The organism is Pseudomonas sp. SCA2728.1_7, assembly GCF_018138145.1.
In the GTDB taxonomy this organism is placed as follows: domain Bacteria; phylum Pseudomonadota; class Gammaproteobacteria; order Pseudomonadales; family Pseudomonadaceae; genus Aquipseudomonas; species Aquipseudomonas koreensis_A.
In genome coordinates, this window is the sequence record NZ_CP073104.1 from 4,888,583 (window position 1) to 4,911,414 (window position 22,832).

The 22,832-nt window shown below is 61.3% G+C and carries 24 protein-coding genes; 15 read left to right on the forward strand and 9 right to left on the reverse strand.

Annotated elements, in window-relative coordinates:
* Positions 1-12: 12 nt before the first annotated feature.
* A complete protein-coding gene (locus KBP52_RS21880) occupies positions 13-4,299 on the reverse strand; it encodes a DEAD/DEAH box helicase (RefSeq protein ID WP_212620943.1) in 4,287 nt (1,428 codons plus the stop codon).
* Between the two features lie 278 nt (positions 4,300-4,577).
* Between KBP52_RS21880 and KBP52_RS21885 the strand changes: the two genes are divergently transcribed.
* Together KBP52_RS21885 and KBP52_RS21890 are read left to right on the forward strand one after the other, a co-directional pair.
* Positions 4,578-5,462, forward strand: coding sequence for a sugar nucleotide-binding protein (locus KBP52_RS21885; RefSeq protein WP_116029895.1), 885 nt, complete (start codon positions 4,578-4,580; stop codon positions 5,460-5,462).
* Complete coding sequence (locus tag KBP52_RS21890; protein WP_212620944.1) at positions 5,455-6,387, forward strand: NAD-dependent epimerase/dehydratase family protein; 933 nt, start codon at positions 5,455-5,457, stop codon at positions 6,385-6,387. The genes KBP52_RS21885 and KBP52_RS21890 overlap by 8 nt, the downstream gene beginning before the upstream one ends.
* Positions 6,388-6,857: 470 nt before the next feature.
* On the opposite strand, the gene KBP52_RS21895 is transcribed toward KBP52_RS21890, so the two are convergent.
* The 5 genes from KBP52_RS21895 to KBP52_RS21915 form a co-directional block, all read right to left on the reverse strand.
* Entirely contained in the window at positions 6,858-7,556 is a 699-nt protein-coding gene (locus KBP52_RS21895) for an OmpW family outer membrane protein (protein WP_077574716.1), read from the reverse strand.
* A 222-nt stretch (positions 7,557-7,778) separates the two neighbouring features.
* Positions 7,779-8,297, reverse strand: coding sequence for a DUF3299 domain-containing protein (locus KBP52_RS21900; protein WP_034153908.1), 519 nt, complete (start codon positions 8,295-8,297; stop codon positions 7,779-7,781).
* Positions 8,298-8,308: 11 nt separating this feature from the next.
* Complete coding sequence (locus KBP52_RS21905) at positions 8,309-9,574, reverse strand: ABC transporter permease (protein ID WP_212620945.1); 1,266 nt, start codon at positions 9,572-9,574, stop codon at positions 8,309-8,311.
* Between the two features lies 1 nt (position 9,575).
* Positions 9,576-10,286 (reverse strand): ABC transporter ATP-binding protein, encoded by a 711-nt coding sequence (locus tag KBP52_RS21910; protein WP_016984101.1) that lies wholly within the window; start codon positions 10,284-10,286, stop codon positions 9,576-9,578.
* Positions 10,287-10,424: 138 nt separating this feature from the next.
* A complete protein-coding gene (locus KBP52_RS21915; protein ID WP_116029892.1) occupies positions 10,425-11,024 on the reverse strand; it encodes a DUF2796 domain-containing protein in 600 nt (199 codons plus the stop codon).
* A gap of 135 nt (positions 11,025-11,159) precedes the next feature.
* Between KBP52_RS21915 and KBP52_RS21920 the strand changes: the two genes are divergently transcribed.
* Entirely contained in the window at positions 11,160-11,519 is a 360-nt protein-coding gene (locus KBP52_RS21920) for a hypothetical protein (RefSeq protein WP_077574711.1), read from the forward strand.
* An 88-nt stretch (positions 11,520-11,607) separates the two neighbouring features.
* Here KBP52_RS21920 and trxA read toward each other — a convergent pair whose 3' ends face one another.
* The 3 genes from trxA to KBP52_RS21935 form a co-directional block, all read right to left on the reverse strand.
* Positions 11,608-12,480 carry a thioredoxin gene (gene trxA / locus KBP52_RS21925; protein WP_116029891.1) on the reverse strand — a complete coding sequence of 291 codons (873 nt, stop codon included), beginning with the start codon at positions 12,478-12,480 and terminating at the stop codon, positions 11,608-11,610.
* A gap of 183 nt (positions 12,481-12,663) precedes the next feature.
* Positions 12,664-13,317 carry a 50S ribosomal protein L11 methyltransferase gene (locus KBP52_RS21930; protein WP_212620946.1) on the reverse strand — a complete coding sequence of 218 codons (654 nt, stop codon included), beginning with the start codon at positions 13,315-13,317 and terminating at the stop codon, positions 12,664-12,666.
* Entirely contained in the window at positions 13,314-13,778 is a 465-nt protein-coding gene (locus KBP52_RS21935; RefSeq protein WP_053124259.1) for a YbaY family lipoprotein, read from the reverse strand. The genes KBP52_RS21930 and KBP52_RS21935 overlap by 4 nt, the downstream gene beginning before the upstream one ends.
* Positions 13,779-13,906: 128 nt before the next feature.
* Here KBP52_RS21935 and nrdR point away from each other — a divergent pair, with 128 nt between their 5' ends.
* The 12 genes from nrdR to KBP52_RS21995 all read left to right on the forward strand — a co-directional run bounded on the left by nrdR (position 13,907) and on the right by KBP52_RS21995 (position 22,723).
* Positions 13,907-14,371 (forward strand): transcriptional regulator NrdR, encoded by a 465-nt coding sequence (gene nrdR / locus KBP52_RS21940; RefSeq protein ID WP_007910946.1) that lies wholly within the window; start codon positions 13,907-13,909, stop codon positions 14,369-14,371.
* On the forward strand, positions 14,368-15,501 hold the full coding sequence (gene ribD, locus KBP52_RS21945) for a bifunctional diaminohydroxyphosphoribosylaminopyrimidine deaminase/5-amino-6-(5-phosphoribosylamino)uracil reductase RibD (protein WP_123593138.1): 1,134 nt from the start codon (positions 14,368-14,370) through the stop codon (positions 15,499-15,501). The genes nrdR and ribD overlap by 4 nt, the downstream gene beginning before the upstream one ends.
* A 47-nt stretch (positions 15,502-15,548) precedes the next feature.
* The gene (locus KBP52_RS21950; RefSeq protein ID WP_212620947.1) at positions 15,549-16,214 is read left to right on the forward strand and encodes a riboflavin synthase; all 666 of its coding nucleotides are present in this window, start codon (positions 15,549-15,551) and stop codon (positions 16,212-16,214) included.
* Positions 16,215-16,230: 16 nt separating this feature from the next.
* Positions 16,231-17,322: a bifunctional 3,4-dihydroxy-2-butanone-4-phosphate synthase/GTP cyclohydrolase II gene (gene ribBA, locus KBP52_RS21955; RefSeq protein WP_212620948.1), complete on the forward strand. Its 1,092-nt coding sequence runs from the start codon at positions 16,231-16,233 to the stop codon at positions 17,320-17,322.
* A 91-nt stretch (positions 17,323-17,413) separates the two neighbouring features.
* Complete coding sequence (gene ribE / locus KBP52_RS21960; protein ID WP_003228649.1) at positions 17,414-17,890, forward strand: 6,7-dimethyl-8-ribityllumazine synthase; 477 nt, start codon at positions 17,414-17,416, stop codon at positions 17,888-17,890.
* Positions 17,887-18,387 carry a transcription antitermination factor NusB gene (gene nusB, locus KBP52_RS21965; RefSeq protein ID WP_039761889.1) on the forward strand — a complete coding sequence of 167 codons (501 nt, stop codon included), beginning with the start codon at positions 17,887-17,889 and terminating at the stop codon, positions 18,385-18,387. Before ribE ends, nusB begins: the two co-directional genes overlap by 4 nt.
* An 18-nt stretch (positions 18,388-18,405) precedes the next feature.
* Entirely contained in the window at positions 18,406-19,371 is a 966-nt protein-coding gene (gene thiL, locus KBP52_RS21970) for a thiamine-phosphate kinase (RefSeq protein WP_212620949.1), read from the forward strand.
* Entirely contained in the window at positions 19,368-19,871 is a 504-nt protein-coding gene (locus KBP52_RS21975; RefSeq protein WP_007910933.1) for a phosphatidylglycerophosphatase A, read from the forward strand. The genes thiL and KBP52_RS21975 overlap by 4 nt, the downstream gene beginning before the upstream one ends.
* Positions 19,872-19,906: 35 nt before the next feature.
* Positions 19,907-20,644, forward strand: a complete 738-nt coding sequence (locus KBP52_RS21980; protein WP_212620950.1) for a transporter substrate-binding domain-containing protein — start codon at positions 19,907-19,909, stop codon at positions 20,642-20,644.
* 245 nt (positions 20,645-20,889) lie between these two features.
* Positions 20,890-21,507 carry a GTP cyclohydrolase II gene (gene ribA, locus KBP52_RS21985; RefSeq protein WP_212620951.1) on the forward strand — a complete coding sequence of 206 codons (618 nt, stop codon included), beginning with the start codon at positions 20,890-20,892 and terminating at the stop codon, positions 21,505-21,507.
* Positions 21,504-21,923: an MFS transporter gene (locus tag KBP52_RS21990; protein WP_116029885.1), complete on the forward strand. Its 420-nt coding sequence runs from the start codon at positions 21,504-21,506 to the stop codon at positions 21,921-21,923. Before ribA ends, KBP52_RS21990 begins: the two co-directional genes overlap by 4 nt.
* Positions 21,923-22,723 (forward strand): cobalamin-binding protein, encoded by an 801-nt coding sequence (locus KBP52_RS21995; protein WP_212620952.1) that lies wholly within the window; start codon positions 21,923-21,925, stop codon positions 22,721-22,723. Before KBP52_RS21990 ends, KBP52_RS21995 begins: the two co-directional genes overlap by 1 nt.
* Positions 22,724-22,832 lie beyond the last annotated feature (109 nt).

The window sequence follows — 22,832 nt, forward strand, 5'->3', positions numbered from 1 at the left end:
GCCCAAACACCCTCAATGCCGGATCAATTTGCCGCGCACCTGCTCCATGCCGATCTGATCCAGCTCCAGCCAGAACTGCTGCTTGCCGGCAATCTCCGCCGCCGCCGGCAATCCATCCCGATACACCAACCGATTACTCACCAACGCCGGCACTTTTACCCCCGGCAACAACGTCCCGGCCAGATTCAGCGGATCCACCCCGCACACCGCCACCAGACTGCCGTCATGCGGCCGACGGCGCACTTCGCGCAACAACGGAATCGCCTCGGGCAAGGCAAACTGTTCCCCCGCCAAACCGCTGACAAACCGCCCGCCGCGAATCTCGCCACGCGCTTCCAGCCGATGAAACGTGCGCAGCAATTCGCGCCAACTCGGCAGCCAATCCGCCTCACGCTCCAGCAGGCGCCAGAACACCACGCCATAGCGCCGCAACAACGTCATCGCGACATGTTCCAGCGTCTCGCTGTTATCCACAGCCGCGCCACGCCGCAACAACGCCCAGCGCCCGGCGTCATCCATGCCACCGACAAACGCGCCGCGGCCACGCCGACTACTGCGCTGCTGGCGCTTGCTCGGCGGGGTGATCAGCGCGCGCAGGCCGGCGAAGCTGTCGGCGTTCACTAGCCCGGCACCGACCAGTTCCTGCAAAGCGATTTCCAGCTCGGTGCGCAGCAGGTGCGCTTCATGGATCAGCTCATCGAAAAACAACGCGCCGTGCTGACTCAAGGCTTCAAACACCTTCTGGGTTTTCGGCGACAGTTCATTCACCGGCGTCTGTTCCGCCAGCGCACTCCATAAGCCGACCTGACTGCGCGGCAGCAACACAATCGGCGTGCTGCGCAACGCCGTGCCGCTGACTTTCTGCCGGGCACTGAGGCGCGTCCACACCAGTTTGCCGTTGCGGCACAACTCATCCAGCCAGCTCGGCGAATAATCCTTCAAGCGCGCCGGCAGAATGTCGCTGTCCCACGCCGAAGCGGCCGCTGCGTAGCCTTCGAACTGGCCGACAATTGCCGGCAACACGGCACTGCCCTGACCGCGAGTCGCGGGCGACAGATGCTGCCAGTCGAACAGAAACCGCATGAAATCCTGCAGCGCCACCGGTTCGATTTCCCGGCGCAGGCGCTTGACCGTGTAGCGATGAATACGCGCGAGCAGGTGCCGTTCGCACCATTCTTCAACGTTGACCTTGGGCGTGAACTGACCACGCAGCACATAACCTTCGCGCTCCAGCTGAGCGAGGGCTTGATGGACTTGAGTGGTCGGCAGCGCGACCGGTTCGGCAATCGCGGATAACGGCAGCGGTCCGAAGGCACCGAGGCGTGCGCGGAGCACTTCGACCAGCGCTTCATCGAACGTCCAGGCTTCATCGAATCCCGGTAACGCCTCCAGTTCGGCTTGCAAATTGGCCTGTGGATAAAGCGCTTGCAGACACGTCAGGCGTTCGCGGGCCAGCCATAACCAATGCTCGGCATCGATCTGCAGACGGCAGGCGCGACCACTGCTGGCCAGATTTTCCAGCCATGCACGCCAGCCTTCGTTCGCTTGCACTTCCTCATTGCTGATGCACGCCAGGCTCATCAACGCCTCGTGCATTTCATCCACAGTGTTCGGTGTCGGCCAGGCTTCTTCACGTACGGCGGTAATCGCGTCGGCATCCAGCGCACCGAGATCATCGGTCGATTGCGGATCGCTCCAGCGGCGGTTGATCACCGCTTGGGTGCGACGTTCTTCCAGCGGTGCATCGTCGAGGAAGGTGTACGGCCGCGCACTGAGAATTTCAGCGGCGAGCGGCGAGGGCGCCGGCAGATCGCGGCTGATCAAACGCACCTCGCCACGCTCCATGCGCCGCAGCAGATTGAGCCAGCCTTCGCTGTCCATCGCCTCGTGCAGGCAATCGTCGAGGGTTTGTTCGATCAACGGGTGCTCGGGAATTTCGCGTTCACCGGCGAGGTTTTCCAGGCAAGCAATCTGGTCGGGAAACACGCTGGCAATCAAGTCTTCGCTTTTCATCCGCTGCAACTGCGGCGCGACTTTGCGTCCGCCGGTAAAACGCGGCAATGCCAGCGCCACCCCGGCATTCCAGCGCCAGCGCACGCCGAACAGCGGCGCATCGAGTACCGCTTGGATGAGGATGTGTTCAGCACTGTTACTGTGCAGGTAACGCCAGATGTCATCGAGTTCAAAGCTGTGGCTGGTGGACAGCGACAGGACGATCGCGTCTTCGCTGGCGGCAGCCTGCAATTCGAAGTTGAAGGTGCGGCAGAATCGCTTGCGCAGGGCCAGACCCCAGGCGCGGTTGATGCGGCTGCCGAACGGCGAATGGATGATCAATTGCGTGCCGCCGGACTCGTCGAAAAAGCGCTCCATCAGCAGCGTGTCCTGCGAGGGCAGGGCGCCGAGGGTCTGACGGGCGCGGGCGAGGTATTCGACCAATTGTTCGGCGCTGGCGTGGTTGAGGCCGAGGGTCTGCGTCAGCCAGTCGAGCGCCGGTTGCAGATCGCCGGGGCTGGCGCCGAGCAGTTCGTCGAGCTGCGCTTGCAGACGTGCCACGGCGAACGACAATTCATCACTGCGTCCCGGCGCTTCGCCAAGCCAGAAGGGAATGGTCGGCGGCTGGCCGTGGGCATCCTCGACGCGGACCTTGCCGGTTTCCACGCGCAGGATGCGATAGGAGGTGTTGCCGAGCTGAAACACGTCGCCAGCAATGCTTTCCACCGCGAAGTCTTCGTTGACGCTGCCGATGTTCAGGCCTTGCGGCTCGAGCATCACGCTGTAGTCAGCATTGTCGGGGATGGTGCCGCCGCTGGTCACGGCGGTCAGCTGCGAGCCTCGGCGGCCACGCAAGGTGCGGCTGACGGCGTCGCGGTGCAGGTAGGCGCTGCGGATGCCCTGACGACCGTTGTAGCCTTCGGCGAGCATGCTCAGCAGGGCCTGATAGTGTCTTTCGTCAAGATCGCGATAGGGCGAGGCTTGGCGGAACATCGCCAGCAAGGCGTCCTCCGTCCATTCCTGGCAACTGACTTCGGCGATGATCTGCTGCGCCAAAACATCCAGCGGCGCGACCGGGATGTGCAGGGTATCGAGCTCGCCACGGCGCACGCAGTCGAGCAGGGCGGTGCATTCGATCAGATCGTCGCGGGTGGTGGCGAACAACCGACCCTTGGGCGTACCGCCCACCTGGTGACCGGAACGACCGACCCGTTGCAAAAATCCGGCAATGGAGCGCGGTGAAGCGATCTGACAGACCAGATCGACTTCACCGATGTCGATGCCCAGTTCCAGCGAGGCGGTGGCGATCAACACCTGCAGTTCGCCGCGCTTTAGGCGTTGTTCGGCGTCGAGGCGAAACTCCTTGGCCAGACTGCCATGGTGCGCCGCCACTGCGTGCTTGCCGAGGCGTTCGCTCAGGTGTCGGCTCAGGCGCTCGGCGAGGCGCCGGGTGTTGACGAAAATCAGCGTGGTGCGGTGCTCGCGAGCGAGTTCGGCGAGGCGGTCGTATACCAATTCCCAGACATCGTTGGCCATGACGGCCGACAACGGCACGGGCGGCACCTCGATGCCCAGATCCCGTGGCCGGGCGTGGCCGATGTCGATGATTTCGCAGGGACGGTCGTGGCCGACGAGAAATTGCGCCACCGCTTCCACCGGTTTCTGTGTGGCGGACAGGCCGATGCGGGTCAGCGGTACGGCGCACAGCGCTTGCAGGCGCTCAAGGCTCAGGGCCAGATGACTGCCGCGTTTGCCGGCGGCCATCGCGTGGATTTCATCGATGATCACCGTGCGCGTGGTGCCGAGCATTTTCCGTCCCGATTCCGAGCCGAGCAGGACGTAAAGCGATTCCGGCGTGGTCACCAGAATGTGCGGCGCGGTCTTGCGCATGGCGGCGCGTTCTTTCTGCGGGGTGTCGCCGGTGCGCACGGCGGTGGTGATGTGTATTTCCGGCAGGTTCATTTGCCGCAGCTGTTCGGTGATTCCGGCAAGTGGATTTTGCAGATTGATGCGAATGTCGTTGGACAGTGCCTTGAGCGGCGAAACGTAAACTACAAGCGTTTCGTCGGGCAGACCGTCGGGGTTTTCCAGGCCCCGGTGGACGAGATCGTCGAGCACGGCGAGAAATGCGGTGAGGGTCTTGCCGGATCCGGTGGGCGCAGCGATCAGCGTCGAACGGCGCTGGCGGATCAACGGCCATGCGCGGGCCTGGGCGGCGGTGACCGTCGGGAAGGTTTTGCTGAACCAGGCGCTGACGGCGGGGTGAAAGCCTGCCAGGGCCGCGTCCGTTGGGATGGGCAGATTCATGGCTTAAGTTATGCGGGCGCGGGTGTGAAGATGCAAGTACCGTTCGGGCCTCATCGCGAGCAGGCTCACTCCTACAGGGGAATGCATTTCAATTGTAGGAGTGAGCCTGCTCGCGATGGCGCCAGTCGAAGCGCTACAAATATCCGGGATGTACACTTTACGGATGACGGTTGCGCACTAAACCCGCAAAATGCAACGATTCCGGTAATTATCGACGACGGTTCCACGAGATCCGTCGCTAAAGCCATCGTTCCAATCAGACTGGGCCTGCTGACTCTATGCGAATGCGCCTTATGTTACTGGGCGGCGGAAATGCCCTTGGGCAGGCGCTGATTCGCCTCGGTGCAGAGGAAGACATCGGTTTCCTCGCCCCACGCCCGCCCGAAAACGGCTGGGATGCCGCGAGCTTGACCCAATTGCTCGACGACACCCGTCCCGATGCATTGATCAACCTCGCCTACTATTTCGACTGGTTCCAGGCCGAAACCGTCAGCGAAGGCCGCATGGCCGGGCAGGAACGCGCGATCGAGCGTCTGGCCGAACTGTGCCAGCACCACAACATCGTTCTCGTCCAGCCCTCCAGTTATCGGGTGTTCGATGGTTCGCGTGCCACGGCGTACAGCGAAAAAGACGAACCGGTGCCGTTGGGCCTGCGCGGTCAAGCATTGTGGCGTATCGAACAAAGCGTTCGCGCCACTTGCCCGCAACATGTCCTGCTACGTTTCGGCTGGCTGCTCGATGACAGCCCGGATGGCACGCTCGGGCGTTTCCTCGCACGGGCCGAGCAACCGGACGAATTGCTGTTGGCGGATGACCGCCGTGGCAACCCGACGCCGGTCGACGATGCCGCGCGAGTGATCATTTCGGTGCTCAAGCAACTCGACTGTGCCGCGCCACTGTGGGGCACTTACCACTACGCCGGCCACGAGGCGACCACGCCGCTGGCGCTGGGTCAGGCGATTCTCACTGAAGCGCGAAGCCTGCATGCGCTGGCTATCGAAGCACCGACCGCTCAGGCTCACGCCGCGCGGCCGGACGCTGCCGAAGAGCCGCAACACGCGGTGCTGGCCTGCAAGAAAATTCTGCATACTTTCGGGATCAAGCCGCGTGCCTGGCGCGCTGCACTCCCGGGCTTACTGGATAGGTTCTACCGCCATGGCTAAAGGGACTGTTTTAATCACCGGCGGAGCCGGCTTCATTGGCTCCCACCTGACCGACGCTTTGCTCGCCAAGGGGCATTCGGTGCGCATCCTCGACGATTTGTCGACGGGCAAGCGCAGCAACCTGGCGCTGGACAATCCGAAGGTTGAACTGATTGTTGGTGATGTCGCCGATGCGGCGCTGGTGGCCAAGGCCATGCAAGGCTGCAGCGCGGTCGCGCACCTGGCGGCCGTGGCTTCGGTGCAGGCGTCGGTGGATGATCCGGTGAAAACTCACCAGAGCAATTTCATCGGCACGCTGAATGTCTGCGAAGCCATGCGTCTGGCCGGCGTCAAACGTGTGCTGTATGCGTCCAGTGCGGCGGTGTACGGCAACAACGGTGAGGGTGAGTCGATAGATGAAGACACGCCCAAAGCCCCGCTGACGCCTTACGCCTCGGACAAACTGGCGGGCGAACATTATTTCGATTTCTATCGCCGCCAGCATGGCCTGGAGCCGGTGACTTTCCGCTTCTTCAACATCTTCGGCCCGCGCCAGGATCCGTCCTCGCCGTACTCCGGGGTGATCAGCATCTTCAGCGAACGCGCGCAGAAAGGTCTGCCGATTACGGTGTTCGGTGATGGTGAGCAGACGCGTGATTTCCTGTACGTCGAAGATCTGGTCGATTTGCTGGTGCAGGGCATCGAAAAGCCTGAGGTGGACGTCGGTCCGGTGAACGTTGGCTGGAATCAGGCGATGAGCCTCAAGCAGATGCTTGAAGCACTGCAAGCGGTGGTCGGTGAGTTGCCGCCCGTCAGCTACGGCCCGGCGCGCTCCGGTGACATCCGGCATTCGCGGGCGAACAACGCTCGTTTGCTGGAGCGCTTCAAGCTGCCACAGCAGACGGCGATGAGTGTGGGGTTGGCGCGGTTGTTGGGGCGTTCCTGAAAAGAGTCCCTCACCCTAACCCTCTCCCAGAGGGAGAGGGGACTGATCGAGGTGTTCTTTCGAGTTACGCCGACGTGAAATACCGAGTCGAACTCAGGTTTTGAAAGTCACCCAAATCGGCTCCCTCTCCCGGGGGGGATTGGGGACTGACCGAGGTGTTCTTTCGGGTTACGCCGACGTGAGATACCGAGTCGAACTCAGGTTTTGAAGAACACGAAAATCGGCTCCCTTTCCCCCTCTCCCTGAGGGAGAGGGCTGGGGTGAGGGGGAGATCCAACTCACGCCACAGGTTTCCAGCGGACATGAAAAAGGCGCCCTTTGACAGGCGCCTTTTTCACGGCCGGAATATGTCGCTACTCCTGTGGCAAGGGGATGTTATCCCCCGATCAACTGCGTACGGTCGCCGTCAGTTCTATGCCTGCTCGCCACCAAGCCTCATTCACCACCACGTGAACGTCCGATAACTCGACTTAGAATTTATAGCCCAAGCCGACCATGTAGATGAACGGATCCACATCGACGTTGACCCGTGCGCGAGTACCCGGGGCAACGGCGTTGTTCTCGACGGTGGCGCGGGTGTCGATGTCGATGTAACGCACTTGGGCGTTAAGCATGATGTTGTCGGTCAGCATGTAATCAGCACCGACCTGCCAGGCCAGACCCCAGGAGTTTTTCGCCTTGAAGTTGCTGAAACCGTTGGCGCTGGCTTCGCTGCCGACGTGTTCGTCATAGATCCAGGTGTAGTTGATGCCACCGCCAACGTACGGTTGGAAGGCCGATTTCGAATCCAATGGGTAGTAGACGACGCTGAGGGTTGGCGGCAGGTGTTTCAGGGTGCCGAGCTTGCCATTGGCCGCTGGCAGGGCAGTGCCTTTGAGTTTGACGTCATGCTCGAACGGCGTCGCCGCAAGCAGTTCGAGGCCGACGTGATCGGTGAGCATGTAGGCGAAGTTGAGACCCAGTTGGGTGTCGCTGCTCATGGTCGCCTTGCCGCCCAGATTGGTGCCGCTCAACGGACCCTGATCGACCTTGACGCTGGAACTGTCGGCCTTCGGGTTGACGGTGATCGCACCGGCGCGGATGAGAATGTCACCGGCTTCGTGGGCGTGGGCGAGCGGGGCTGCGAGCGCGAGGGCAAACAGCGAAGCGCTGAGCAAGGACTTGTTCATGGGGGCTCCGAAAGGACGTTAGAAATGTCTGATGTCCTATGGTACGAAGCCAACTGATACGGTCTTTTGACTCAGCTCAATGAAACAGTGAAGGAGCGGGTTTCTGTGGAACCTTTGAGGGCCCCTTCGCGAGCAGGCTCGCTCCCACCCTGGAATGTGATCACCTGTGGGAGCGAGCCTGCTCGCGAAGACGATGGATCAATCAACACAAAACCGCCGGATTCACTCCGGCAGCTCATACACATAAATCTTGTCCGCATCCATCTGATACCCGGCATCCGCCAGTTCACTGCTCGACGCCTTGACTTGCAACGGTCCCTCGACCCAGTAAGGCTGATACAGCTCATCAAGCTTCACGCCCAACTCGCTTTTCACATGCACGATCTGGTTCGACGGCGGTGGCGGCACATGGATGCAGGCGCCGAAATACGGCACCAGCAAAAAGTCGGTGGTGCGTCCCTCTTCATTGACTTCCAGCGGCACGATGTAGCCCGGCAAACGAATGTTCTGACCGTCGAGTGATTGCACCACCGGCGCGTTCGGCAGGTCCTGCTTCGCCGCAGGCGCGGATTCAGCGGAGAGCGCGTCGCTCATCTTCGACATGTCGTGCAATGGCGTCATGTTCGGCACTTCCGGCGCGGCGTCCGGCGGGATCATTTCCGACCACGTCAGGTCTTTCGGTGCCGCTGCCCAGACGGGCAGGGCGATCAACAGCAGCAGCGCGAGTGCAGCGCGGGGCATGGTGAACATCCTCATAAACGGATCGACAGGCCATCGGCCAGGGATTGGCGATAAGCGCGCCAGGCCGGCACGCTGCCCATCAGCAGCGCGGCGGCCAGAATGCCACCGAGCAGCGTCCATTCATACTCGCTCGGCCACGCCAACGGCAGATACAAACCATAATTGGCCTGTACGTAGCCCTGCGCCGCAGCGATGCCGATGTACAAAAGTGCTACCCCGGCAATCACCCCGGTCAGCGCCAGTGCAAACGCCTCGAGCACCAACAGGCTCGCGATATGCCACGGTCGCGCCCCGACTGAGCGCAGAATCGCCATCTCGCGGCGCCGCTCGTTGAGGCTGGTGAGAATCGCCGTGAGCATGCCGATCAACCCGGTCAGCACCACGAACAACGAGACCACGAACAGCGCTTTTTCCGCAGTGCTCATCAGGCTCCACAATTCTTGCAACGCTACGCCCGGCAGAATCGCCAGCATCGGTTCGCCACGGAATTCATTGATTTCGCGTTGCAGCGCAAACGTGGAAATCTTGCTGTTTAGACCGAGCATGAATGCAGTGATCGCTTGCGGCGTCAGGTCCATGTTGCGCGCCTGATCGGCGCTGATCCGGCCATTTCCGCGTGCCGGCACACCGTTGTGCCAGTCGATGTGAATCGCCTCCATACCACCGAGGCTGATGTGCAACGTGCGATCGACCGGGGTGCCGGTGCGCTTGAGAATACCGACCACGGTGAACGGTTTGTCGTCGTGCTTGACCAGACTGATCGCCGCCACGCCGTGGGCCAGCACCAGTTTGTCACCGAGTTTGTAATGTAGCGCATCGGCCACTTCGGCGCCGAGCACCACTTCAAACGGATCGCTGGCAAACGCACGGCCGTCAGCCAGTGCCAGGTGTTGCTGGCGACCGTACTGGTAATGCTCGAAATAGGCTTCGGTGGTGCCCATCACGCGATAGCCGCGATGGGAGTCGCCGAGGGACATCGGGATTGCCCACTTCACTTTCGGGTTGTTGGCGAAGTGTTCGAAGCTGTCCCAGCGGATGTTGTTGGTGGCGTTACCAATACGAAACACCGAGTACAGCAGCAGATTCACCGAACCGGAGCGTGCGCCGACGATCAGGTCGGTGCCACTGATGGTGCTGGCGAAACTGGCTTTGGCTTCGGTGCGCACCCGCTCGACGGCGAGCAGCAGGCACACCGACAGGGCGATGGCGAATGCAGTGAGCAGGGCGGTAAAACGGCGGTTGGCCAGGCTGGCCATGGCCAGACGAAACAGATACATCTCAGACCTCGGCAGACGTGGCGGCGCGATTGAGTTCGGCCAGGGACAGATGACGGTCGAACAGCGGCGCCAGGCTCTGGTCGTGGCTGACAAACAGCAGACTGGAGCCGGCCTCGCGGCATTCGGCGAACAGCAGGCGAATGAAGTTTTCCCGGGCGTCGTAATCCAGTGCCGAGGTTGGTTCGTCGGCGATCACCAGCTCAGGCTGGCCGATCAATGCGCGTGCGGCGGCAACCCGTTGCTGTTGGCCGATCGACAGTGAATCAGCACGACGGCTGAGGATGCTTTCGTCTTTCAAGCCCAAGTGGGCGAGGAGGGTGGCGGCGGCTTGATCGACACTGCCGTGGCGCTGTTTCGCCCGTTGCGCACGCAGCTTGGAAAAGTGGCAAGGCAGCTCAACGTTCTCGCGTACCGAAAGAAACGGCAGCAGGTTGAACTGCTGGAAGATGTAGCCGGTGTGATCGACACGGAAGGTATCGCGGGCGCCAGCGGAGAGTTCGGTCAGTTCCTGGCCGAGCAGACGAATGCTGCCGCGACCGGGTTTCTGCACGCCGCCGAGCAGACCGAGCAGGGTGGTCTTGCCGCTGCCGCTGGGGCCTTTGAGGAACAGGGTTTCGCCGGCTTCCAGACGAAATGCCGGGATGTCCAGCAACGGCGGGTGACCGGGCCAGTTGAAGCCAAGGTCGGACAGTTCGATGAGTGCTTGGGTCATTTGAAACCGGATATGGAGTTGAGTGGCCCCTTTGTAGGAGTGAGCCTGCTCGCGATAGCGGTGTACCAGTCAGCACTGAATCAACTGACAGTCTGCTATCGCGAGCAGGCTCACTCCTACAAGGGATCTTCACAGATTTCAGAATTTCAGGGCAGCAGCCTTGGCCGTCACTTCAGTACCTTGCTGGCCGCTGGCGCTGATCAGTTGTACCTGAATTTTCTGCGTCGCCGGGAAGGTATTGAAGACGTTGGCCAGATCCAGCGTCTTCAACGCACCCGGTGTGGCGCAGCTGAATTGGTAATGCGCGTGGATTTCGCTGTGGTCGTGGTGATGCTCGTGACCGTCCTTGTCCGCTTCATCATCGTCATGATCATCGGCATCCGGCTTGTCGCCGAACAACGGGCTTTCCAGTTCCTGGCTGACCACTTTGCAACCGGCAGCGGTGGGCAGGCTGAACAGGGCCAGCGGTTTTTCCAGTTGCGCGCGGGCGGCAGCGACTTTGGCCTTGTCGGCATCCGAAGTGGCGACGTGTTCGAAACCGACGAGGTTCATCGCCGGGCTTTCCAGCTCCAGCTCCAGGGTCTGACCGTCGAGCGCGGCATTCAAACGACCCACGCCATGTTCATGCGCGCCGAGGCTGCCGTGTTCATGGTCGTGATCGTGGTCATGCTCATCGGCAGCATGGGCGATGGCCAGCGGCAACAGGGCAAACGGCAAAGCGAGCAGCAGACGACGCATGGCGGTCTCCGGGAAGTAAAGTGAAGAGTTTGTTATGTGATCTTATAACGAAAGTGCGCAGAGTTTGCCCGTGCGCTTGGCGTTGCACAAGTCCCGTGGGAGCATGCAGGTCAGAAAAGTGCGGGAGCGAACTCAATGTTGCGGATACGCGGAACCGTCGGCGATGTGCCGGTGGATTTGACGGTGGAACTGGATGACGGCGATTGGGCGAAGCTCGGTTCAGCGCTGAATGGGCAGGCGCCGGTCGCTCAATCTGAGGCGGTCGCATCAGCCCCGGCGGCGAAACCGCTGAATCAGGACGATGCCTTGTGGCAGTTGGCCAAGGACCTGTTGCGCAAGGCCGGGCAGCTCAGCGGTCCGGACCTGCTTGATCAACTGGAAGGGCTGACCGGCAGCGCGGTGGCAGGCAAGCGCTTGCTGGTGCGCCTGCGCCACAGTTCCGACGTGAAAGTGGTGAGCGGCGGGGATACGCCGCTCTACAGCTGGATCGAGTGAACCGCAAAAGATCGCAGCCTGCGGCAGCTCCTGCAAGGGTGTACACGATCCCAATGTAGGAGCTGCCGCAGGCTGCGATCTTTTGATCTTAATAAAGCGCAGCAAACATCTTGCGGCGGTACATCGTCACCAACGGATGATCATTGCCCAGCAGCTCGAACACTTGCAGTAAGGTCTTGTGCGGCAGACCTTCGCCATAGTTGCGGTTGCGGATGAACAGCTTGAGCAATGCCTCCAGCGCCGCTTCGTATTGCTGACGCGCCAGTTGCTGAATCGCCAGTTGATACACCGCCTCATCGTCCTGCGGATCTTTCGCCAGGCGCGCTTTCAGGTCAGCGGCATCCGGCAAGTCACGCGCCAGGCCGAGGAACTTGATCTGCGCCTTGGCCCCGGCCAGTGCGGCTTTGTGTTCGTCGCTCTTGACTGCATCCAGCACGGTTTGCGCTTCGTCCAGTTCGCCGCGTTCAGTCAGGCAGCGCGCGTATAGGATCAGCGCCTTGGCGTTGCTGTTGTCCTCAGTGAGCATGACCACCAGCGCCGCTTCGGCGTCAGCGTAACGACCGTCATCGAACAATGCCTGAGCCTGCTCGAACGGATCGGCGGCGGCCGGTGGTGGCATTTGCACGTGCGGCTCAAGCAGGGCGCGGACGGCGGACTCTGGTTGTGCACCGGCAAAACCGTCCACCGGTTGACCGTCCTTGAACAGCACTACGGTCGGCAGGCTGCGGATGCCGAAGCGGGCGACGATGTCCTGCTCGATGTCGCAGTTGACCTTGGCCAGCAGCAACTCGCCCTGATAGCTCTCGGCAATGCCTTGCAGCATCGGCATCAACGCCTTGCACGGCGCACACCATTCGGCCCAGAAATCCACCAGCACCGGTTTGTTGAAAGAGGCCTCGATCACCGACTGGTCGAAATCGGCCGTCGTGGCGTCGAAGATGTACGGCGTTTGCTCACTCATGGGGGATCTCGTCAAAGCGTGGATGGGGCAACTATACGGCTTGGCGGGGGGTGGCCGGAAGCGGTCAGCTTTTGAGAGGTGTGTTGCATGTGCGGACGCCTTCGCGAGCAGGCTCGCTCCCACATTGGATCTGTGTCGTTCACAAAACCCCTGTGGGAGCCAGCCTGCTGGCGAAGCTTTTAGCTAGCGCCGCGCATGGTAAAGGCTGACATGCCGAAATTCCTCAGGCTCCGCCAGATCCGGCAACGTCATCGCCTCAAGCATTTCAATGCGCTCATACAACGGATGGCGAAAATCCCGAACCCGCGAATCCGCCACCAACGCTTCTCTTCCACGGCTCAAAAAAGCATCGAGCAACGGCAGATTCGCCCGGTCGTACAACACGTCCGCCACCAGGATCAGATCAAACCGATCGGCTTCGGCAAAGAAATCCGTTGAATAACTCATTTGCACATCATTGAGCTCGGCGTTCGCCCGGCATGCGGCAATCGCCAGCGGATCGAGATCGCACGCCACCACTTCCAGCGCTCCGGCCTTCACTGCCGCGATCCCGGCAATCCCGGAACCGGCGCCGAAATCCAGCACGCGCTTGCCGCGCACCCACTCGGGAAACTCCGCCAGATACCGCGCCACCGCCAGACCGCTGGCCCAGCAGAAACCCCAGTACGGTGGCTCGTGTAGAATTCGCTGAATTTCTTCCTGGCTGAATTCGCGATCCATGTTGTCGCCATCGATCAGCCATAGCTGTAAATCAGTGTCCGGCAACGCACAGACCTTGAGTCTGGCGTCGCCGAGCAATTCACCTAACGCCTGTTGCAGGTCGAGCGGTGCATTCATGGTGCTTTGACAAATTGCAGTTGGCCCAGCGCCTGAGTGGTCGGCTGGCTGATGGTTTGCGACGGCAGGTGCAGGATCAACTGGCCGGACTGGCTGGCGCGGCCACGCAACTCAACCCGCGCACCGGCGGGGAAGGCGTCCGGGTTGAAACGCAGGCGGAACGGCAGAATCTGGTTGTTGCCGATCAGACTTGAACTGGCGAGCAATTGTTGCGGGCGATCCTTCTCGTCTATCACCAACAGCGCCAGTTCGACCTCGGCGCCGGCCGGCACGCCTTGCAGGGTGCCGCTCAGTTCGCGTTGATAGGCTGGCAGCGGGCCAAGCTCGGCGGCTTCCTTGGCTTTTTTCTGCGCTTGCTGCGGCGCCGGGCCTGGCGTCGGCGGCTGGGGCTTGGGTGCATCGCTGCCACAGGCCACCAGCAGGCTGAAAAGACTGAGCAAAACGAGCGGACGTAACGGCATTGGATGCTCCGGCAAAATGAAATCCATGGATCAAACGATCATGCCGTTCTGTATACCGCAAAGCCTATGGCTTGTCTTGCCACCGGGATGCGCTACCATGGCCCTCCCTTTTTTTGTTGCCAGCCACCATGCACTGTCCCTTCTGCGGTGCCAACGACACCAAGGTCATCGACTCGCGTCTGGTCGCCGAGGGCGAACAGGTGCGCCGCCGGCGTGAATGCCTGGCCTGCGGCGAGCGTTTCACGACGTTCGAGACGGCCGAACTGGTGTTGCCGCGCCTGATCAAAACCGACGGCAGCCGCCAACCGTTCGACGAAGAAAAACTCCGCGCCGGCATGCAACGCGCCCTGGAGAAGCGTCCGGTGAGCGTCGAGCGCCTCGAATCCTCTCTGGTTCACATCAAGCACAAGCTGCGCGCCACCGGCGAGCGCGAGGTCAAATCCCTCGTGGTCGGCGAACTGGTCATGGCTGAATTGCAGAAGCTTGATGAAGTCGCCTACATCCGTTTCGCCTCGGTGTACAAACGCTTCCAGGACCTCAACGAGTTCCGCGAAGAAATCGACCGCCTCGCCCGCGAACCGGTGAAAGAATGACCACCGTTGCCGAGCAGGCCATCCTCGACGCCCACTTCATGGCGCGCGCGCTGGAACTGGCACGCAAAGGTCACTACACCACCCATCCCAATCCTCGGGTCGGCTGCGTGGTGGTGCGTGACGGGCAGATTGTCGGCGAAGGCTGGCATGAGCGCGCCGGCGAACCGCATGCCGAAGTCCATGCCCTGCGCGCCGCCGGTGAGCTGGCCCGGGGCGCGACCGCGTATGTGACCCTCGAACCTTGCAGTCACCATGGTCGTACGCCGCCGTGCGCCGACGCGCTGGTGAATGCCGGTGTCGCTCGAGTGGTGGCAGCGATGCGTGATCCCAATCCGCAAGTCGCCGGGCGTGGTTTGCAGCGCCTGGCCGATGCCGGCATCGCCACCGAAAGCGGTGTGCTCGAAGCTGAAGCGCGCAAGCTCAATCAAGGCTTTCTGAAGCGCATGGAACACGGCTTGCCGTTTGTGCGGGTCAAGTTGGCCATGAGCCTCGATGGTCGTACGGCGATGGAAAGCGGCGAGAGCCAATGGATTACCGGCCCGGCCGCACGTTCGGCAGTCCAGCGTTTGCGCGCTCAGGCCGCCGTGGTGCTGACCGGCGCCGACACCGTGCTGGCCGATGGCGCGCGTTTGACTGTGCGGGCCGATGAGTTGGGTCTGGATGCCGAACAAACCGCATTGGCCATGAGCCGTCCGCCGCTGCGCGTGCTGATCGACGGCCGCCTGCGCGTGCCGCTGGATGCGCCGTTCTTCAAGGCCGGCCCGGCGTTGGTCGCCACCTGTGTCGCGATCGAAGAGCAATACGCTCACGGCCCTGAGTGCCTGATCGTGCCGGGCGATGACGGTCAGGTCGATCTGCATCAATTGCTGATTGAACTGGCTAACCGTGGCGTCAACGAGGTGCTGGTCGAAGCCGGCCCGCGTCTGGCCGGTGCTTTTGCTCAGCTCGGTCTGGTCGACGAATTCGTAATCTTCATCGCTGGCAAGTTTCTCGGCTCTTCGGCGCGTCCTCTTCTGGACTGGCCGTTGGCTTATATGAAGGACGCCCCGGAGCTGAAAATCACTGAAATTCGCGCTGTGGGCGATGACTGGCGAGTCACTGCCATCCCTGTTCTTTCGCCGAGCGTATAATTCCCGGCCATCGTTATTACGCTGGCTTAGTTCTCAAGGAGAACCCCATGTTTACCGGCATCATCGAATCCATCGGCAGTATCCGCGCACTGACCCCAAAGGGCGGTGATGTGCGGGTCCACGTCGCCACCGGCAAGCTCGACCTGAGCGACGTCAAACTCGGCGACAGCATTGCAGTCAACGGCGTTTGCCTGACCGCCGTTGAGCTGCCGGGCGACGGCTTCGCGGCCGACGTCAGCCGCGAAACCCTCGACTGCACCGCCATGAACGACCTGAAAAGCGGCAGTCCGGTCAATCTGGAAAAGGCCCTGACCCCGACCACCCGTCTCGGCGGGCATCTGGTCAGCGGTCATGTCGACGGCGTCGGCGAAATCGTCTCGCGCAGTGACAATGCTCGCGCCGTGGAATTTCGCATCCGCGCGCCGAAAGACCTGGCCAAGTACATTGCCCATAAAGGCTCGATCACCGTCGACGGCACCAGCCTGACCGTGAACGCCGTCGATGGCGCCGAATTCATGCTGACGATCATTCCGCACACCCTGAGCGAAACCATCATGGCGTCGTACACGCCAGGTCGCCGGGTGAATCTGGAAGTCGATTTGCTGGCGCGTTATCTGGAGCGTCTGCTCTTGGGCGACAAGGCCGCAGAGTCGAGCGCTGGCGGCACCATCACTGAAAGCTTTCTGGCCGCCAACGGCTACCTCAAATCCTGACTGAAGGGGGTGCCTTGTGGCGCTCAATAGCATCGAAGAACTGGTTGAAGACATCCGCCAAGGCAAGATGGTCATCCTCATGGATGACGAAGACCGCGAGAACGAAGGCGACTTGATCATGGCCGCCGAATGCTGCCAGGCCGAGCACATCAACTTCATGGCCAAGCACGCCCGTGGTCTGATCTGCATGCCGATGAGCCGCGAGCGCTGCGAACTGTTGAAGCTGCCGCTGATGGCGCCGCGCAACGGTTCCGGTTTCGGCACCAAGTTCACCGTCTCGATCGAAGCCGCCGAAGGCGTAACCACTGGCATTTCCGCCGCCGACCGTGCACGCACCGTGCAAGCGGCTGCCGCCAAAGACGCCAAGGCTGAAGACATCGTCAGCCCGGGCCACATCTTCCCGTTGATGGCTCAGGCCGGCGGCACCCTCGCTCGCGCCGGTCACACTGAAGCCGCTTGCGACCTCGCGCGCATGGCCGGTTTCGAGCCGAGCGGTGTGATCTGCGAAGTGATGAACGACGACGGCACCATGTCCCGTCGCACTGAGCTGGAAGCTTTCGCGGCTGAACACAACATCAAGATCGGCACCATCGCCGACCTGATTCACTACCGGATGATCCACGAACGTACCGTTCAGCGGATTGCCGAGCAGCCACTGGACAGCGAACTGGGCCAATTCAACCTGGTGACCTATCGTGATTCCGTGGAAGGCGACGTGCACATGGCCCTCACGTTGGGCACTGTTTGCGCCGAAGAACCAACGCTGGTTCGCGTGCACAACATGGACCCGCTGCGCGACCTGTTGATGGTCAAACAGCCAGGCCGCTGGAGCCTGCGCGCCGCCATGGCGGCGGTTGCCGAGGCGGGCAGCGGTGTGGTGCTGTTGCTCGGTCACCCGCTCGATGGCGACGTGTTGCTGGCGCATATCCGTGAAACCGGTGATCAGGCCGCGCCGAAAAAACCGACGACTTACAGCATTGTCGGTGCCGGTTCGCAGATCCTGCGTGACCTCGGTGTGCGCAAAATGCGCCTGATGTCTGCGCCAATGAAATTTAATGCGATATCCGGTTTCGATCTGGAAGTTGTAGAATACGTGCCCTCCGAATAATGACCGGTTGTTTCCGGACCCGAATTCGCGGCAAATAAATCACTGAGGGACGCGTAGCAGACGCGTCCCGGCTCTTTAAGAGAACTGACGAATGACCCTGAAGACCATCGAAGGTACCTTCATCGCCCCTAAAGGCCGCTACGCTTTGGTAGTGGGCCGTTTCAACAGCTTCGTGGTTGAAAGCCTGGTCAGCGGTGCAGTTGATGCCCTGGTTCGCCACGGCGTGAGCGAAAGCGACATCACCATCATCCGCGCACCTGGCGCCTTCGAAATCCCGCTGGTAGCGCAGAAAGTCGCCCAGAAAGGTGAGTTCGCAGCCATCATCGCCCTCGGCGCGGTCATTCGTGGCGGTACTCCGCACTTCGAATACGTGGCGGGCGAATGCACCAAGGGTCTGGCCCAGGTGTCCATGGAGTTCGGCGTACCGGTCGCTTTCGGCGTCCTGACCGTTGATTCCATCGAGCAAGCCATCGAACGTTCCGGCACCAAGGCCGGTAACAAAGGTGCCGAAGCTGCCCTGTCCGCTCTGGAAATGGTCAGCCTGCTGGCACAGTTGGAGGCCAAGTGATTAGCGACGAAAGCGATCGTTTCAACCCGCGCGATCCAAAACCTGCGGATGCCGGCAAGCCCTCGAAAAGCGTCAAGCGTCGCGAAGCCCGTCAGCTCGCGACTCAAGCGCTGTACCAGTGGCACATGGCCAAGCAATCGCTGAACGAGATCGAAGCGCAGTTTCGCGTTGATAACGATTTCACCGATGTCGACGGTGCTTACTTCCGCGAAATTCTCCACGGGGTTCCGCAGTTCAAGACCGAAATCGACACCGCCCTGACGCCTTGCCTGGATCTGGCGATCGAAGAGCTGGACCCGGTTGAACTGGCCGTTCTGCGTCTGTCGACCTGGGAACTGCTCAAGCGCGTCGACGTGCCGTACCGCGTGGTGATCAACGAAGGTATCGAGCTGGCGAAAGTCTTCGGTTCGACCGACGGCCACAAGTTCGTCAACGGCGTGCTCGACAAGCTGGCCCCGCGCCTGCGTGAAGCTGAAGTGAAGGCGTTCAAGCGCTAAATCGCGCTTGAAACCTCAATGGGCGAATTCGAGCTGATCCGCAATTTCTTCGCCGCCGCGCCTTGTGCGCAGGGCGGCGAAGGCGTTGCTCTGGGGATCGGCGATGACTGCGCCTTGCTCGCTGTTCCCCCCGGGGAACAGTTGGCGATCTCTACCGATACGCTGGTGGCCGGTGTGCATTTCGCCGACCCCTGCGATCCGTTTCTGCTCGGTCAGCGTTCGCTGGCCGTCGCGGTCAGCGATCTGGCCGCCATGGGCGCCACGCCCGTTGCCTTTACCCTTGCCCTGACTGTACCGACGGTGACCGCCGATTGGCTGCAAGCCTATGCCCGCGGTTTGAACCGTATGGCGCAGAGCTGTGGCGTTGCCTTGGTTGGCGGCGATACCACGCGCGGGCCGTTGAGTCTGACGGTAACTGTGTTTGGTCGAGTGCCGGCGGGTCAGGCATTGACCCGTAGCGGTGCGCAACCGGGCGATTTGCTCTGTGTCGGTGGCGAACTGGGCAATGCGGCCGGCGCTTTGCCGCTGGTGCTGGGGCAACGTGATGCTGAGCCGCAAATTGCCCAACCGCTGCTCGATCATTACTGGTCGCCACAACCGCAACTCGCCCTCGGCCAGGCCCTGCGTGGCAAAGCCACCTCGGCGCTGGATATCTCCGATGGCCTGCTCGCCGACTGTGGCCACATTGCGCTGGCCTCAAAGGTGCGACTTGAGATTGAACGCGAGCGCGTACCGCTGTCGGATGCTTTAGTGGCGTTTCTCGGTCAGCGCGGCGCCGAGCGTGCAGCGCTGAGCGGTGGCGATGATTACGTGCTGGCGTTCACCCTGCCGTCCGTCGAGTTGCCGCCGCTGCTGGCCAATGGCTGGCCGATCCATGTGATCGGTCGAGTGGCAGAAGGTCAGGGCGTGATTTTGCTGGATCGCGAAGGGCACGACATCACCCCGCAAGTCCGGGGCTATCAACATTTTCAGGAGACACCGTGACAGATCACCCGAAACAGGTTCCGGCCGAATTCGTTCCGCCGTCGGTCTGGCGCAATCCCTGGCATTTCCTCGCGTTCGGTTTTGGTTCCGGCACCCTGCCGAAAGCCCCGGGCACGTGGGGTTCGTTAGTTGCGCTACCCTTCATCCCGCTGTGGCAGATGCTGCCCGACTGGGGTTACTGGCTGATGCTCGGGATCACCATGCTGTTCGGCTTCTGGCTGTGCGGCAAAGTCGCCGACGATCTGCGGGTACACGATCACGAAGGTATCGTCTGGGACGAAATGGTCGGTATGTGGATCACCCTGTGGCTGGTACCGGAAGGCTGGTACTGGTTGCTCGCGGGTTTTCTGGTGTTCCGTTTCTTCGACATTCTCAAGCCATGGCCGATCCGCTGGATCGACCGGCACGTGCATGGCGGCGTCGGCATCATGCTCGATGACGTGCTGGCCGGTGTGTTTGCTTGGCTGGCGATGCAGGGGCTGGTATGGATTTTCGCCTGATACGCACCGTACAGGGTTAAGTGAGGACACTAGGGATGGTTCGACGCTGGCTGGCGCTGCTGATGTTGACCTTGTTGAGCACTGTCGTCAGTGCTCAGGAAGCTGCGCATGCGCCGGCGGTGATTCATCTGGCCAGCGAAGACTGGGAAGACTACACCGCCGCTGACGGCCACGGACTCGCTTGGGATGTGCTGCGCAAGGTCTTTGAACCGGTCGGTGTGAAGGTCGAGATCCGCAGCGTGCCGTACACCCGCTCCATCGGGCTCGTGCAGTTGAAGGAAGTCGATGCGCTGGTCGGCTCCTACCGCGATGAAACCGAGCAAGTGCTGTATCCGCACTGGAACTTCGATTCCGACCACATCTACGCATTGGGTCTGGCGAGCAATCCTTCGCCCACCCAGGCGACGCTGGGCAAATATCGGCTGGCCTGGGTGCGCGGTTATCGTTACGAGAACTACCTGCCGAACATCAAGCGTTACAACCAGATCGAACGCCGTACCGGGATTCTGTCGATGCTCAAGCAGGGGCGGGCGGATTACTACATCGATGCGCTGACCGAGATTGAAGCCGTGGTGAAAACCGCAGCCGATCCAGCGCAGTATCGCTATTCACACCTGGCCGAGCTGCCGCTGTTTCTCGGGTTTGCCGACACGCCTCAGGCGCGAGCGCTGATGGCCCTGTATGACCAACGCATGGAGCAGTTGGTGAAGAGCGGCGAGTTGAAGCCGATCTTCGAGAAGTGGAAGCAGCCGTATCCCTTCAACCCGAACTGAAGGTCTGCACAAATCCCCTGTAGGAGTGAGCCTGCTCGCGATAGCGGTCTAACTCAGACATTGATTTAGCTGACACACCGCTATCGCGAGCAGGCTCACTCCTACAAGGGAGCCGCGGCGTCCATGAGGCAGTTATCAAACTTTTTGATCGTTATGCCCGATAATTCAGCCTAAGCGTGTGCAGGAACCTGCTGTTACAATGCCGGCCTGCGAATTTTCAGACTCTTTAGATCAGGAGCACACCGGTGCCTGTCGTCTTTGTCGCCGCTTCCAAGCTGCCAACGCCTTTTGCGCAATTCACCATGCACGGTTTTCTCGATGAAGCCACCGGCCGCGAGCATGTCGTGCTGAGCCTGGGTGAAATTGCCGACGGTGCCCCGGTACTCGGCCGTTTGCACTCCGAATGCCTGACGGGCGATGCCTTGTTCAGCCAGCGCTGCGACTGCGGTTCGCAACTGGAAGGCGCGCTGAAAGCCATCGCCCGCGAAGGCCGAGGCGTGTTGCTCTACCTGCGTCAGGAAGGTCGCGGCATCGGTCTGCTGAACAAGATCCGCGCCTATGAGCTGCAGGACGGCGGCGCCGACACCGTAGAAGCCAACGAACGTCTGGGCTTTGCCGCCGACCAGCGCGATTACGCCATGTGCCTGCCGATGCTGGAGCACTTGGGTGTGATATCCCTGCGTCTGATGACTAACAACCCGCGCAAGGTCAAAGCCTTGACCGATATGGGTATTACCGTCGCCGAGCGCGTGCCGCTGCACACCGGCCACAACCCGCACAACAAACTCTACCTGGCGACCAAGGCCAGCAAGCTCGACCACATGATGGGCAACGAGCATCAGGGCGAGGTTGATCGCGCGTGACACGGGGTCAGGTGCGGCGCCGGTTGTCGGTTGATTGGTGGAAATACCTCGCGCTGGCGCTGGTGCCGTTGTTTGTCCTCAACGCTCTGTTCGGTCAGGGCGAGGGGATTCTGCCGGTACTGGCGATGCCGTTTTTCATTGCCGGCGTCGCGTCGATGTTTGTCAGCCTGAAGTTTTTCGGTCGCTACAAACATGCGCTGATCGCTACGCAAAAAGCCCTCGATACCCCTGCTGAACCTGCCGCGTGGATTGCCCTCGCAGCCCGTCGTCGTGCGGCTTTTCTCGCGGCAGCCTTGCCGGCGTGGATTGGCGCACTGGCGGTGTTTGTCGGTCTTGAAGCCGTACCGTTGATGCTGCTGGCGTTGTCCACGGCGGTACTGTTTTATCTCTACCGTATCCCGCGTCAACTCGGCTGATGCGCCGTCTCTGGCTGGCGGTTCTGCTGCTGGCCGTCTCGGCTCCGGTGCTGGCGAGCCTGCGGGTGGTCAGCCTCGCGCCGTCGCTGTCTGAAATTGTCGTTGAACTGGATTCGGCTGACCTGCTGGTCGGCGTGCTGGATGCCGGGGAGCGTCCTGCTGAAATTGCCAACGTCCCCTCTGTCGGCCGCTATGGCCAACTCGACATGGAACAACTGCTGAGCCTCCAGCCTGATTTATTGTTGCTGTGGCCCGGCAGTGTCGGCCCTGCGCAGCGTGATCAGCTCAAGCGCTTGGGCATCCCGACCTTCGTCGCCGAACCGCATTCCTTTGAGCAACTCATTACCCAGATAGAAGCCATTGCCGCGCAATTGGGGCGACCTGAACGTGGGGTGAAACGGGCTTCGGAGTTGCGCAAACAACTCGCAGAGCTGCGCCAGCGCTATCGCCGCGATGTGCCGTTGCGGGTTTTCTATCAGGTGTGGGACAAGCCGCTGTACACCGTCGGTGGCGGGCAGATCATCAGCGATGCGCTGGAAGTGTGCGGGGCGCGCAATGTGTTCGCTGACCTGAGTCTACCGGCGCCGCAGGTGAGTATTGAGGCGGTTTTGCAGCGTGATCCTGAAGTGATTCTGGCGGGGGATCAGGCGCAACTTGATGCGTGGAAGGCGTGGCCACAGGTGGCGGCGGTGAAGCATGCAAAGTTACTGTTGGTCACCGACAAAGGCCTTGAGCGCCCAAGCGGCCAGATGATCAGCGCCACCGCCAAGCTCTGCCAATTGATTGCGCCGGACCACTGAAACCGTGGTGACTTCTTCGCGAGCAGGCTCGCTCCCACATTGGTTCTCTGGCGGGCACAAAATGTGTGGTTGTGCTCAATCTACTGTGGGAGCGAGCCTGCTCGCGAAG

Coding starts and splice junctions, on each gene's coding strand:
- KBP52_RS21890 (WP_212620944.1), top strand. CDS start 5,455: ATGGCTAAAGGGACTGTTTTAATCACCGGCGGAGCCGGCTTCATTGGC.
- thiL (WP_212620949.1), top strand. CDS start 18,406: ATGGGCGAATTCGAGCTGATCCGCAATTTCTTCGCCGCCGCGCCTTGT.
- KBP52_RS21930 (WP_212620946.1), bottom strand. CDS start 13,317: ATGAATGCACCGCTCGACCTGCAACAGGCGTTAGGTGAATTGCTCGGC.
- KBP52_RS21880 (WP_212620943.1), bottom strand. CDS start 4,299: ATGAATCTGCCCATCCCAACGGACGCGGCCCTGGCAGGCTTTCACCCC.
- KBP52_RS21980 (WP_212620950.1), top strand. CDS start 19,907: ATGGTTCGACGCTGGCTGGCGCTGCTGATGTTGACCTTGTTGAGCACT.
- KBP52_RS21885 (WP_116029895.1), top strand. CDS start 4,578: ATGCGAATGCGCCTTATGTTACTGGGCGGCGGAAATGCCCTTGGGCAG.
- KBP52_RS21905 (WP_212620945.1), bottom strand. CDS start 9,574: ATGTATCTGTTTCGTCTGGCCATGGCCAGCCTGGCCAACCGCCGTTTT.
- ribE (WP_003228649.1), top strand. CDS start 17,414: ATGACCCTGAAGACCATCGAAGGTACCTTCATCGCCCCTAAAGGCCGC.
- KBP52_RS21895 (WP_077574716.1), bottom strand. CDS start 7,556: ATGAACAAGTCCTTGCTCAGCGCTTCGCTGTTTGCCCTCGCGCTCGCA.
- KBP52_RS21900 (WP_034153908.1), bottom strand. CDS start 8,297: ATGCCCCGCGCTGCACTCGCGCTGCTGCTGTTGATCGCCCTGCCCGTC.
- KBP52_RS21950 (WP_212620947.1), top strand. CDS start 15,549: ATGTTTACCGGCATCATCGAATCCATCGGCAGTATCCGCGCACTGACC.
- ribD (WP_123593138.1), top strand. CDS start 14,368: ATGACCACCGTTGCCGAGCAGGCCATCCTCGACGCCCACTTCATGGCG.
- KBP52_RS21935 (WP_053124259.1), bottom strand. CDS start 13,778: ATGCCGTTACGTCCGCTCGTTTTGCTCAGTCTTTTCAGCCTGCTGGTG.
- trxA (WP_116029891.1), bottom strand. CDS start 12,480: ATGAGTGAGCAAACGCCGTACATCTTCGACGCCACGACGGCCGATTTC.
- KBP52_RS21915 (WP_116029892.1), bottom strand. CDS start 11,024: ATGCGTCGTCTGCTGCTCGCTTTGCCGTTTGCCCTGTTGCCGCTGGCC.
- KBP52_RS21910 (WP_016984101.1), bottom strand. CDS start 10,286: ATGACCCAAGCACTCATCGAACTGTCCGACCTTGGCTTCAACTGGCCC.
- KBP52_RS21995 (WP_212620952.1), top strand. CDS start 21,923: ATGCGCCGTCTCTGGCTGGCGGTTCTGCTGCTGGCCGTCTCGGCTCCG.
- KBP52_RS21920 (WP_077574711.1), top strand. CDS start 11,160: ATGTTGCGGATACGCGGAACCGTCGGCGATGTGCCGGTGGATTTGACG.
- nrdR (WP_007910946.1), top strand. CDS start 13,907: ATGCACTGTCCCTTCTGCGGTGCCAACGACACCAAGGTCATCGACTCG.